This window comes from Streptomyces sp. NPDC127108 (assembly GCF_042677545.1).
Lineage (GTDB): Bacteria > Actinomycetota > Actinomycetes > Streptomycetales > Streptomycetaceae > Streptomyces.
Genome location: NZ_JBHXTE010000032.1, coordinates 19,099 through 31,267 on the forward strand (window position 1 = coordinate 19,099; position 12,169 = coordinate 31,267).

Sequence of the window (12,169 nt, forward strand, 5' to 3'; positions counted from 1 at the left end):
AGTGGGACGGGGCGGGAGCCGCGAAGGCACCGCCCCGCCCGCCTCACAGCGCCGAGAGCTCGTCCACCAGATCGTCGAGCCCGAGCGAGCCCTGCGACAGCGCCGCCATGTGCCACGCCTTCGCGTCGAACGCGTCCCCGTGCCGCCGCCGCGCGTTCTCGCGGCCGAGCAGCCAGGCGCGCTCACCGAGCTTGTAGCCGATGGCCTGGCCGGGGATCGTCAGATAGCGCGTCATCTCGCTCTCGACGAAGTCCGCGGGCCGGCTGCAGTGCGACCCGTAGAACTCCTGGGCCAGCTCGGGGGTCCAGCGCTCACCGGGGTGGAACGGGGAGTCCGCGGGGATCTCCAGCTCCAGGTGCATGCCGATGTCGACGATGACCCGCAGCGCGCGCATCATCTGCGCGTCCAGGTAGCCGAGGCGCCGCTCGGGGTCGGTGAGGAAGCCCAGCTCGTCCATCAGCCGCTCCGCGTACAGCGCCCAGCCCTCCGCGTTGGCGCTGACGATGCCCACGGTCGCCTGGTAGCGGGACAGGTCCTCGGCGACGTGCGCCCACTGCGCGAGCTGCAGATGGTGGCCGGGCACGCCCTCGTGGTACCAGGTGGACACCAAGTCGTACACGGGGAAGCGGGTCTCGCCCATGGTGGGCAGCCAGGTCCGGCCGGGGCGCGAGAAGTCCTCCGAGGGCCCGGTGTAGTACGGGGCGGCGGCGCCGCCGGGCGGGGCGATCCGCGACTCCACCTTCCGCACCCGCTCGGCGAGTTCGAAGTGCGTGCCGTCCAGCGCCTCGATCGCCTCGTCCATCAGGTCCTGCAGCCACTGCCGAACCTCGTCGACACCGTCGATGTGCGCGCCGTGCTCGTCGACGTGCGCGAGCGCCGCCCACGGCGTGGCCGCGCCCGGCAGGATCTTCTCGGCCTCGGTCCGCATCTCGCCGAGCAGCCGGTGGTACTCGGCCCAGCCGTACGCGTACGCCTCGTCCAGATCCAGGTCCGTGCCGTTGAAGTGGCGCGAGAGGCGGGCGTAGCGCTCGCGGCCCACGACCTCGGGAGCGCCCTCGATCGCGGGCGCGTACACGTCCCGCATCCAGTCGCGCAGCGCCACGACCGCGCCGGTCGCCGCCTTCGCCGCCGTGTCGAGCTCGGACCGCAGCGCCTGCGGTCCGTCCGCCGCGAACTCCTCGTACCAGCCGGGGCCGTCCTCGGTCCCCGCCCACTGCGTCAGCTGCTCGATGAACGTCGCCGTCGGCCGGGGCGCGGCGAAGAGCCCCCGCTCCAGGCCGAGTTCGAGGGAGGCCCGATACCCCTCGTACGCGCCGGGAACCGCCCGCAGCCGCTCGGCGATCGCCGCCCAGTCCTCGTCCGTGTCCATCGGCGTCACCGTGAAGATCTCCCGGACCGCGTGCGGCGCGGTGTGCAGGTTGCCGACGGCACGCAGGCCCTCGTCGGCCTCGTGCACGGCGAGCTCCGCCGTGAGCCGCTCGCGCAGCAGCCGCGCGCAGCGCCGCTCCACGTCGCTGTCGGCGCCCGGGCGTGCCTCCGCCTCGTCGAGCCGCGCCAGCGTCGTGCGCGCGAGCGCCGCGAGGGCGTCCAGGCCCGCGGGGGAGAGGTCGGGGAGTCTGCTGTTGCTCTCCTTGACGCCGAGAAAGGTGCCGGTGACGGGGTCCAGGGCGATGAGCTCGTCGACGTAGGTGTCGGCGACCTCGCGGGGCAGCGGCCCTGAGCCCGCGGCCGTGGGGGTGATGTTCGTGTCTGACATGCGGACATCCTGGTACGGGACAGGGCCGCACGTCACTGGCGCGTGGGCGCCGCACGGGGCGCGGCGGCGATCATCCGTCCTTTATTTGACCGATCGTTCCAGCCGGGGTTAGCGTCTGCCGTATGGCGAGGACCAAGGAATTCGATCCCGACGCCGCGCTCGGGGCCGCGCTCGACCTGTTCTGGAGCCGTGGCTACGAGGCGACGTCCATGGCGGACCTCGTGGAGCATCTCGGCATCGGTCGCGCCAGCATCTACGCGACCTTCGGCAACAAGCGCGAGCTGTATCTGAAGGCCATGGACCGCTATGCGGAACTGAACGATCCGATGCTGCTCGACGAGCTCTCCCGGCCCGGCCCCGCGCTGCCCGGAGTGCGCGCCCTGCTCGACCGGTTCGTGGCCGAGTCGTCCGCGCCTGACACCCGGCTCGCCGGCTGCTTCGTCACCAACACGGCGGCGGAGCTGGCCCCGCACGACCCCGCGGCCGACCGCAGGGTGGAGCTGAACTGGGAGCAGATCGAAACCCTGCTGCACGCGGCGCTCACTCGCGCGCGGGCCCAGGGGGAGATCCCCGAGGACCGCGATCCGCGCGCCCTCGCTCGCATGCTGCTCGTGCTCCTGCAGGGCATGCGGGTGGTCGGCAAGGTCTCCGGCGGCGAGGCCCGCGTGCGGGCGGCGGCACAACAGGCGCTGTCGCTGCTGGCGTAGGCGGTCACCGGCCCCGACTCTCCCCGCCCCGACGCGACTTGTCCCGACGTGACTTGTCCCGGGCGGCGGATTCCCACGCCTCAATAATGGAACGATCGGTCAATTATGACAGTCTCTTCGAGGAGGACGCACATGGCGCAGAACAAGGTCGCCGTACTCGGCACCGGGATCATCGGCGCACCCGTGGCGCGCCATCTGCGGGCGCACTTCGATGTACGCGTCTGGAACAGGACCCAGGCCAGGGCGGAGCCCCTCGCCGCGTACGAGGGCATCGAGGTGTGCGGCACCCCGGCCGAGGCGGTCGCGGGCGCCGATGTCGTGGTCACCGTCCTCAAGGACGGACCGGCCGTGCGCGAGGCCCTCGCGGCGGCCGCGCCCGCGCTGGCCGAGGGCGCGGTGTGGGTTCAGCTGAGCACGGTCGGCGCCGAGGAGATCGACGGCCTCGCACGGCTCGCGGACGAGCACGGGCTCGTGCTGTACGACGCGCCGGTGCAGGGCACCAGGCAGCCCGCGGAGAACGGTGCGCTGGTGGTCCTCGCCTCGGGGCCGCGAGTCGCCGGGGAGCCGCTGGAGCTCGCGCGGCTGGTGTTCGACGCGATCGGCGCGCGCACGGTCTGGGTCTCCGACGAGCCCGGCGCGGCCAGCCGCCTCAAGCTCGCCCTGAACAGCCTCGTGTTCGCCCTCACCCACGGCACCGCCGAAAGCCTCGCCCTGGCCGAGGCGTTGGGCGTGGACCCGGCGCTCGTCGTCGAAGCGGTCGCGGGCGGCCCCCTGGACAGCCCGTTCTTCCAGGCCAAGGCCGCGGCGATCCGCGCGGGCGACTACGCGGCCAGCTTCTCCGTGAGCAACTCCGTCAAGGACGCGGAACTCGTCGTGGCGGCGGCGGAGTCGGCCGGGGTGGCCGCCGATGTCGGCGCCGCGGGACTCGCCCGGTTCCGGCGCGCGGCCGACGCCGGACACGGCGACAAGGACATGGCCGCCTCGTACCTCGTGGCCCGGACCGGCGGCGTGGGGCGGGACCTGGGCGCGGGGGCCTGAAGGGCGCCGTACGGCGGACGCCCGCACCTGATCGCGCGAGGCGGGGTGCGGGCGTCTTGTCGCTCCTGGATTCCGGTGGCGGCCGCGGACGCTACTGGTGGCTGTCGTACGGCAGTTGCGAGCGCACCGGCGTGGCGTCGAGGCGGGCGGTGATGACGAGCGTGCCCTCCTCGATCTGGAAGTCCAGCGGGAGGTTCAGGCCGCGCATCGCCGCGACCATCCCGGTATTGGACGACTGCGTGACCGCGTACACGCTCTCGCAGCCCGCCTCGATCGCCATCGAGACCAGGCGGCCGAGCAGTTCGCCGCCGATGCCGCGACGCTGCCAGTCGTCCTCGACGAGCAGCGCGATCTCCGTCTCGTCGCCGTCCCACAGCAGATGGCCGAGGCCGACGACGCGGCCGGACGCGCTGCGTGCGGCGAGCGTGCGGCCGAAGCGCGGGCTCAGGAGGTGGTTGAGATAGCGGTCGGCGTCGTTGACCGGGCCGTGGTAGCGCATGCCGAGGGTGCGCTTCGAGCAGCGCTCGTGCATGTCCTTGGCGGCCCGGAGGTCGCCCGTGTCGGCGCGGCTCACCGTGATGTCGCTGCCCTCGGGGAGGGTCAGGACGTCCTGGCCGCGCGGGATGCGCGGGCCGAGCCGGGTGTCCAGCTCCACGAGCGCCCGCGCGCGGGCGAACTCCGTGGGGGTGAACGGGAGATAGGGGCGCTCGACCGTGATCACTCCGCCTTCGGGGGCCCGGAGCCGCAGCACGGTCCCGTCGAGCGCGCCCTCGACGGGCGCCGCTTCCTCCAGCGCGCGCTCCGTCTGCCCCGGCTTCGCGGGCAGGGAGCGGATGGTGCACCGGCCCAGCAACTGGCGCAGCGCGAGCGGCAGTTCCGCCGCGTCCAGGGCCGTGCGCGTGGCCAGGCCCAGGATCCGGGTCGGCGCGTCCACCAGGTCGTGGGCGTCGGCCCGCTCGATCCAGGTGCTCGATCCGCCCGCGCGGGAGACCGTGCGGGTGAGGTCGGCCGCGGGCAGCGCCGCGGGGGCCCGCAGCAGGAACTCGTCGACCGTGCCGTCGGCCAGCGGGTGGGTCTGCAGGCTCAGGATGTCGACGCTGTCCCGCGCGAGGGCCGTGCACAGCACGGCGAGGGAGCCGGGGGCGTCGCGCACGGTCGTGCGCATGCGCCACAGCGTCGTCGGTTCGGGCCGCGGACCGGCCGTCGCGTCGGTGGTCGTGGTGTCGGTGGTGTCCCCGGTCCGGTCCTGGGCCGGGAGCGGCGGGGTGCCCGTATCGGGGCCGCCGTCCGCGCCTGGCGGCGCGTGCGTGTGGCGCCGTGCCCACCATGTGTGGAACCCGGCCGTGGCCACCAGGATCACGGCCGAGACGAGGAGCAGTTCGGGCCCGTCCGGGCCGTGCCCCACGAGATTGGCCACCGCGTCCGCCACGGCCACGGCCGTGAACAGCGCGGCGAGTTCGACGACATCCCGGCGCCAGTGGTGCACCGGCCTGCCGTGCCTCTTGCGCGTCACATCAGACATGTCAGCACTCATGCAGTCACTCTGGCCGAAGGGTGTTGCGTGATCACGAACGGTTTGTGACTGATGGGTTAAGAGCGGTTCTGTCCGTTTCATTACTTTTTGCTCACCCCGGTTGTCCGTTGCTGTCCCCCGTATGCCCGCAACGGTCCACGCGGGTGCGGACCGGACGTGGGCCGGCCCGCACCCGCGCGGGTCGTCACTGGCCCACGCGTCCCGGCTGCAGCACCTTGGTGAAGAGCACGCCTCCGCCCTGCTGCCGCAGTCGCACCGTCAACTCGCCACTGTCGCCGTCGATGTCCACCTCTCCGTAGTAGGGCGGTGTCTCCGCCGGCGATGTGTTGGCACGGTCCGGCGCCTTGACGAACGTCTGGTCCGGGCCGAAGGTTCCATCGAGTTTCACAGCCGGGAAACCGCCCGCGGCGAGCGGCCCGGACACGAATTCCCAGAACGGCGCGAAGTCCTTGAAGGCGGCGCGCGAGGGGTCGTAGTGCTGCGCCGAGGTGTAGTGCACGTCGGCCGTCAGCCACACCGTGCCCGTGATCCGGCGGTGCTTGATGTGCCGAAGGAGTTCGGCGATCTGCAGCTCACGGCCGAGCGGCGCGCCCGGGTCGCCCTGCGCGACGGCCTCGAAGTTCGTCTGGCCGTCCCCGACCACCAGGCCCAGCGGCATGTCGGAGGCGATGACCTTCCACACCGCGCGCGAGCGGGACAGCTCCCGCTTCAGCCAGGCGAGCTGTTCGGCGCCCAGGATGCCGGTGGCGTCCTCGGGCTGCCGGTTCGGCGAGTTGGCGTTGCGGTACGTGCGCATGTCGAGCACGAACACGTCCAGGAGCGGGCCGTGCCTGAGCACCCGGTACACCCGTCCCTCGCGGGCCCCGGGGCGCTGCGTGGAGATCGGGTAGTACTCGCTGAACGCCCGCAGCGAACGCCCCGCGAGGACGTCCACGTCCTTCTCCGTGTAGCGCGCGTCCTCCAGGATCTGCCCCGGGTACCAGTTGTTGCGCACCTCGTGGTCGTCCCACTGCACGATGGACGGCACCTGGGCATTGAACCGGCGCAGGTGCTCGTCGAGCAGGTTGTACCGGAAGTTGCCGCGGAACTCCGCGAGGGTCTCGGCGACCTTCGACTTCTCCGGAGTGGTGATGTTCTTCCACACCCGGCCGTCGGGCAGCTTGACGCTCGCCTGGATGGGGCCGTCGGCATAGATGTTGTCGCCGCTGCACAGGAAGAAGTCGGGGTTGCGGCCGCGCATCTCCTCGTACACCCGCCAGCCGCCGAGCTCCGGGTTGATGCCCCAGCCCTGGCCCGCGATGTCCCCCGACCACAGGAAGCGCACGTCGTCCCGGCGTCTGAGCGAGGTCGTGCGGAACGTGCCGGTCACCGGTTTTCCGGTACGGCGCGGGTCGTCGGGGTCGGCCAGGAGCACGCGGTAGTGGATCTGCTCGCCGGAGGGCAGCCCGCGCAGCCGCGTGGTGCCGGTGAAGTCGGTGCGGGGGCCGAGCAGCGGGCCGTGCCAGCGGGTCGGCCGCCGGAACGACTCCGTGGCGGACGTCTCCACGATCATGCGGGCGGGCCGGTCGGAGCGCACCCACACGAGCCCCGAGTGTGCGCCCACGTCACCGGCCTGCACCCCCCAGTCGGCGCTCGGACGCCCGCGCAGGGCCAGCGCCGGGGCCGCGCCGGACAGCGAGGGCACGGCGAGCGCCGCGGGCACGACGAGCGAACCGCGCAGCAGGCTGCGGCGGCGCGGGGACGGGCTCGACGGACGGTGTGACATGAAGACGCCTCCAGGGACGGCGAATCGGTCGGATGTGCAGTGCCACGTGTACTGCTGCGCCACGGCGCCCACGCGAACCACAAGTGAACAACCGCCCACGGGGGCAGGGGAACAGCCGCGCCGACTCCGCAGACGGTGCTCTACGTGGACGACGATGTCCTGGACGGCCGCCGCCCGGTGCTCAGCACGCGCGCGTGGTCCGGCTCCCGAGGTCCCTGAGCCTCCGGAGGCCGACGGCCCGCGTTCGCCCTGTGGAGGTTCAGCGGCTGGTGTCGAGGATGACGCGCGCCACCCGTGCCGGGTCGTCGTGCATCGGGACGTGCCCGCACCCGGGCAGCCGTACGAGCCGGGCCCCCGGGATGGCGTGCTTGGCGCGGACCCCCTGACGGCGCAGCAGCAGCCGGTCGCGGGTGCCCCAGGCGACGGTGACCGGCAGGTCCGGCACGTCGTCACGGAAGCGCACGTCCCGCCCTGCGGCCAGCGTCTCGTGGAAGCCGGTGGCGTTGCGCAGCGCCAGGGTCTCCGCGACCACCGCCTCCGGCGAACGGTGGCCGGGGTGGGCGTAGATGGTGCTGGTGAGCGCGGTCCTGCCGACCGCGCTCCGCGAGAGCCGCTCGACCATCGGCAGGGGCATGCCGCGCGCGATCCGGTGCATCGCGCGCAGCGTCGTGAAGGCGTACCGGCGCTCCGCCTCGCTCCAGAACCCGGCGGGGGAGAGCGCGGTGACGGACCGTACGAGCTTCTCCCGGCCGAGTTCGAGCGCGAGCAGCCCGCCCAGGGAGTTGCCCGCCACATGCGGCCGTTCGACGCCCAGGGCCCCGCACAGGGCGTGCAGCGCGGGCACCACCGTCGACAGGTCGTACGCGAGCCCGTCCGGCAGCGCCGGGGAGGCGCCGAAGCCGGGCAGGTCCACGGCGATCACGTCGCGCTCGGCCGCGAGAATCCCGATGACGGGGTCCCAGGCCTGCCGGTGGTGGCCTATGCCGTGCAGCAGGAGCAGCGGTGCCCCGGTGCCCGAGCGCTGGTAGGCGACCGTCACCGAGCGCGGCCCGCGGGGCGACTCGACACCGAACGACACCTCTGCGGCCTCTGCGGCCCCTGCCATCCGTGCGGCCATGACTGCTCCTGACTTAGACGCCTTGTCAGCAACAATTACCGTCCAGTAGCGACGACTTCAAGAGCGCGGCGCCACCGACTTGCCGCCGCGCCCGGACGCGGCCCGCCGGAGGCTCGGTGTGATCCTCGTCGGCTTGCCCGACGGAGGTGGACACGAGCAGATCCGTCGGCTGGGATGGAGCCGTGGCTACCGACATCGCGACCGACGTCTTCGAAGAGCACCGGCCCGTCCTCATGGGCGTCGCCTACCGCATGCTCGGGCGGGTGGCCGACGCCGAGGACGTCGTCCAGGACGCCTGGCTGCGCTGGTCCGCCGGCGAGCGCGAGGACGTGCGCGAACCGCGTGCCTATCTGGTGCGGATCACCACCCGCCTCGCCATCGACCGGCTGCGCCACGCGCAGTCGCGCCGCGAGTCGTACGTCGGCCCCTGGCTGCCCGAGCCGCTCGTCACCGACTTCGGGCCGACCGTGCCCGACACCGCGGAGAAGGCCGTGCTCGCCGACTCCGTGTCGCTCGCCGTGCTCGTCGTCCTGGAGTCCCTGTCGCCGCTGGAACGCGCGGTGTTCGTGCTGCGCGAGGCCTTCGGGTTCCCGTACGCGGAGATCGCCGAGACGCTCGACCGCAGCGAGGCCGCCGTCCGTCAGCTCGCCGGGCGCGCCCGCAAGCACGTGGAGGAGGGGCGCCCCCGCTTCGAGGTCGACCCGGCCGAGCGCCGCGACCTCACCGAGCGCTTCCTCGCCGCCGCCGTGGACGGCGACCTGGACGGGCTGATGTCCGTGCTCGCGCCGGACGCCGACCTGGTGGGCGACAGCGGCGGCAAGGTCAGGGCGCCCCTGCGGGTCGTGGAGTCCGCCGACAAGGTGGGCCGCTTCATCGTGGGCGCGGCACGCAAGGGCCTCGCGGAGCACGCCGACTTCGAGATCCGCCACCTGGAGGTCAACGGCGTCGAGTCCGTCCTCTTCTTCGCCGACGGCAAGCCCGACAGCGTCATCCAGCTGGAGATCTCCGACGGACGTATCCAGCGCGTGTACATCGTGCGGAATCCGGACAAGCTCGGGGGGCTCGGCATCTAGCGCCCCCGACCCGCGCGAAACGGCCCCCGCCCGGCATACGGGCGGGGGCCGTGCCATGTGCGCGCCCGGTGGCGACGCATCGGATTGCGTCACGCCCGTCCGTCAGGTGTCGACCACGCGCGAACAGCACGTGAATGCTCTGTGGCACCACTTCACTGCGGGCTGTAACGGACTCAGGATTGGTCTTGACCAAGGGTGAGCGCGGCTCTATCGTCGCTGAGATAGTGCAGGAACCTTTAATAAACAAGGCGCGAAAAAGCCGCCTGCGCACGGCGATTGCGGAGGACAGGGTGGGGACCACGCAGCTGGAATCGGTGCCGGAGCCGAAGTACTGGCACCTCAAGACCGTGCTCAGCGAAGCACTGGACTCCGAGTTCGCCGTGGGCGAGATCCTGCCCAACGAGCGCGACCTCGCCGCCCGGTTCGGCGTCGCCCGCGCGACGCTCCGCCAGGCACTGGAGCAGCTCGAGCTGGAAGGACGCCTGCAGCGCCGCCGCGGCGTCGGCACGACCGTCGCACCGCCCCGCATGGGCGTCGCCGTCGGCTCCGCCCAGGGCACCTGGCCCGGCGCGGCCGGGGACGCCTGGCAGCCCGCGGACAGCGATCTCGCACCGGCGCCCGCCGACGTGGCCCGCGCCCTGGACATCGACCCGGACGAGCCGGTGCACACGGTGCGCCGCACCCGCGTCTCGCACGGCCAGCCCGTGGCCGCCGAGCTGCTGTACGTCCCTGCGGGGTCGGTCCCCGACCTCTCCGCGATCGACGCGCCCGCGGGTGCGGCCCGCGCGCGTGCCGTGCTGCGCGAGCTCGGCCGCCTCGCGCTGGAGGGCCAGGACCGCTCCGTCGAGCTCGGCTCCGCCCGCGCGGACGACGCCAAGGCCCTGGACCGCCTGCCCGGCGCCCCGGTCCTGGTCGTCACCACGCGCTTCCTCGTCGGCGGGCGCACGGCGGCGCTCTCCATGGCGACGTACCGCGCGGACACCTGCCGCCTCACCTTCGGCGACCAGGGCGCGGTCGAGATCCACCACGGGCCGGAGCGGCAGGCTTCCTGACCGCCGGGAAGAGCCGGGAAGCAGCGGGAACCGAAGCAGCGGGAATCTTCGAAGGCGGGGCCTTCCTCTCGATCCGTCGAGAGGAAGGCCCCGCCTTCTCGCACTGCCTGACACCTGTCGGCGGCTCCTGAGGCGACCACCGTGCCCTACTGCCGCGCGGTCACCGTGCCCTCCACCGCGAACAGCTCCTCCTCCACGTGGTCGAGCGCGAGCCGCAGCGCGCCCGTGGCCACCGCCGCCTCGCCGAGCATCGACAGCGTCACCCGTGGCGGCCTGAGGCAGTAGCGGGCCAGCTCCTGGTGGAGCGGCTCCAGGACGCCGTCCAGGCCCGCGGCCCAGCCGCCCACGACGACCAGCTCCGGGTCGAGCGCGAGCACCAGCGCGGCCACGTCGTGCACCAGGCGGCGGATGAAGCGGTCGACCGCGGCCAGCGCCCGCTCGTCGCCCTCGCGCGCGTGCGCGAAGACCTCCGCGACCGCCTGCTCGTCCAGCGGGTGCAGTGGCTCGTCCGTGGTCGAGAGCAGCGTCTCCGGCGTCACCTCGCGGCCCAGCAGGTGCAGCGCGCCGATCTCGCCCGCCGCCCCGCCGTACCCCCGGTGCAGCCGCCCGCCGATCAGCGAACCGGCGCCGGGGCTCAGCCCGGCCAGGACGAACACCACGTCGTCCGACTCCGTCGCCGCGCCCTTCCAGTGCTCGGCGACCGCCGCGGCGTTCGCGTCGTTCTCCACCAGGACCGGGCACTTGAAGGAGCGTCGCAGCCGCTCGCCCAACGGCAGGCCCGTCCAGCCCGGCAGCGCCGTGCTGAGCCGCACCGAACCGTCGGCCTCCACGATCCCCGGGCTGCCGACGCCCACGGCGCGCAGCGAGCCGCGCGAGACGCCCGCGCGGCGCAGCAGATCGGCGACGGAGCCACGCACCCGCTCCAGGCGCTCGTCGGCGGACGCTGTCTCCGACACGTCCTTCGCCGCCGTCCCGAGGATCTTGCCGTCGAGGTCGGACAGCACGGCGGCGACGCGGTGCGGACCGATCTCAAGACCGAGCAGATGTCCCGCCTCCGCCCGGAACCGGAATTTCCGCGCCGGTCGGCCCTGCCGCCGCGCACCCCCCTCGTCCGCGTCCGTCTCCACGACGAGCCCGGCCTCGCTGAGCCCCTCGACCACGCCCTCGACGGTGGGCCGGGAAAGCCCCGTCACCCGGGTGATCTCGGTGAGTGTCGCGAAGTCAGCCGCACGCAGCGCGTGCAGCACGACCGCGGAGTTGATCCGCCGTAGCAGAGAAGGATCTCCGCCGGTCAGCCGCCCCAACGTCCGTCCTTCCATCCCATGCGCATGATGGGCGAAGAGTACTCGGAAGCCACCGATCGGGGCGAGTGCCGATCTGGCCGCCCGGAAGGGGGGCCGGTTCAGCCGGGCGCGACGAAACCGGATTCGTACGCCGTGATCACGGCCTGGGTCCGGTCGCGTGCCCCGAGCTTCGCGAGCAGCGAGCTCACATGCGACTTCACGGTCTCGGTGCCGACGACGAGGCGCGCCGCGATCTCCGCGTTCGACAGACCACGCGCCATCAGCCTCAGCACCTCCTCCTCGCGCCCCGTCAGCGCGGCCCGCTCCAGGGCCGCCCGGGCGTCCGGATTGCCCCGCTGGCGGCCGTGGGAGCCCGCGAGCTCCCGCACCGCCGCCGGGAACAGCAGCGACTCGCCCTCGGCGACGAGGCGCACCGCGTGCACGATCTCCGCGGGCCTCGCACGCTTCAGGAGGAAGCCGTCGGCACCCGCGCGCAGCGCCTCGTACACGTACTCGTCGTTCTCGAAGGTCGTGATGACGACGATCTTGGGCGGGTCGGTGACCGTGCGCAGGACCGCGCGGGTGGCCTCGATGCCGTCGAGCAGCGGCATGCGCACGTCCATGGCCACCACGTCCGGCCGCAGCTCCCGCACCAGGGGGATCACGGCGGCGCCGTCCGCCGCCTCCCCGACGACCTCGATGTCGGGCTGTGCCTCCAGGACGGCACGCAGACCCGCGCGGACGAGGGGCTCGTCGTCGACGAGCAGGACGGTGACCGGCATCCGGTCAGCGTAGATCACGCGATTTTCGGGGCGACGCCGCGTCGATCTTTTCGGTACGCCGC

At 73.0% G+C, this 12,169-nt stretch carries 10 protein-coding genes; 4 read left to right on the forward strand and 6 right to left on the reverse strand.

Features of this window, described 5'->3' with window-relative positions; translation table 11 throughout:
* Window positions 1-43: 43 nt before the first annotated feature.
* Window positions 44-1,756, reverse strand: coding sequence for a DUF885 domain-containing protein (locus tag ACFVHO_RS25475; protein ID WP_385718905.1), 1,713 nt, complete (start codon window positions 1,754-1,756; stop codon window positions 44-46).
* Between the two features lie 122 nt (window positions 1,757-1,878).
* Between ACFVHO_RS25475 and ACFVHO_RS25480 the strand changes: the two genes are divergently transcribed.
* Window positions 1,879-2,463, forward strand: a complete 585-nt coding sequence (locus ACFVHO_RS25480; RefSeq protein WP_385718908.1) for a TetR/AcrR family transcriptional regulator — start codon at window positions 1,879-1,881, stop codon at window positions 2,461-2,463.
* 132 nt (window positions 2,464-2,595) lie between these two features.
* Complete coding sequence (locus ACFVHO_RS25485) at window positions 2,596-3,501, forward strand: NAD(P)-dependent oxidoreductase (RefSeq protein ID WP_385718911.1); 906 nt, start codon at window positions 2,596-2,598, stop codon at window positions 3,499-3,501.
* A gap of 91 nt (window positions 3,502-3,592) precedes the next feature.
* On the opposite strand, the gene ACFVHO_RS25490 is transcribed toward ACFVHO_RS25485, so the two are convergent.
* The 3 genes from ACFVHO_RS25490 to ACFVHO_RS25500 all read right to left on the reverse strand — a co-directional run bounded on the left by ACFVHO_RS25490 (window position 3,593) and on the right by ACFVHO_RS25500 (window position 7,917).
* Complete coding sequence (locus tag ACFVHO_RS25490) at window positions 3,593-5,023, reverse strand: GNAT family N-acetyltransferase (protein WP_385718914.1); 1,431 nt, start codon at window positions 5,021-5,023, stop codon at window positions 3,593-3,595.
* Window positions 5,024-5,219: 196 nt separating this feature from the next.
* A complete protein-coding gene (locus ACFVHO_RS25495; RefSeq protein WP_385718917.1) occupies window positions 5,220-6,800 on the reverse strand; it encodes an alkaline phosphatase D family protein in 1,581 nt (526 codons plus the stop codon).
* A 259-nt stretch (window positions 6,801-7,059) separates the two neighbouring features.
* The gene (locus ACFVHO_RS25500; protein ID WP_385718920.1) at window positions 7,060-7,917 is read right to left on the reverse strand and encodes an alpha/beta fold hydrolase; all 858 of its coding nucleotides are present in this window, start codon (window positions 7,915-7,917) and stop codon (window positions 7,060-7,062) included.
* Between the two features lie 182 nt (window positions 7,918-8,099).
* Here ACFVHO_RS25500 and ACFVHO_RS25505 point away from each other — a divergent pair, with 182 nt between their 5' ends.
* Window positions 8,100-8,990: an RNA polymerase sigma-70 factor gene (locus tag ACFVHO_RS25505; RefSeq protein WP_385718923.1), complete on the forward strand. Its 891-nt coding sequence runs from the start codon at window positions 8,100-8,102 to the stop codon at window positions 8,988-8,990.
* A 290-nt stretch (window positions 8,991-9,280) separates the two neighbouring features.
* On the forward strand, window positions 9,281-10,042 hold the full coding sequence (locus ACFVHO_RS25510) for a GntR family transcriptional regulator (protein ID WP_385718925.1): 762 nt from the start codon (window positions 9,281-9,283) through the stop codon (window positions 10,040-10,042).
* Between the two features lie 146 nt (window positions 10,043-10,188).
* Here ACFVHO_RS25510 and ACFVHO_RS25515 read toward each other — a convergent pair whose 3' ends face one another.
* Together ACFVHO_RS25515 and ACFVHO_RS25520 are read right to left on the reverse strand one after the other, a co-directional pair.
* The gene (locus ACFVHO_RS25515; RefSeq protein ID WP_289956303.1) at window positions 10,189-11,346 is read right to left on the reverse strand and encodes an ROK family transcriptional regulator; all 1,158 of its coding nucleotides are present in this window, start codon (window positions 11,344-11,346) and stop codon (window positions 10,189-10,191) included.
* A 98-nt stretch (window positions 11,347-11,444) separates the two neighbouring features.
* Window positions 11,445-12,107, reverse strand: a complete 663-nt coding sequence (locus ACFVHO_RS25520) for a response regulator (protein WP_385718928.1) — start codon at window positions 12,105-12,107, stop codon at window positions 11,445-11,447.
* Window positions 12,108-12,169: the final 62 nt, after the last annotated feature.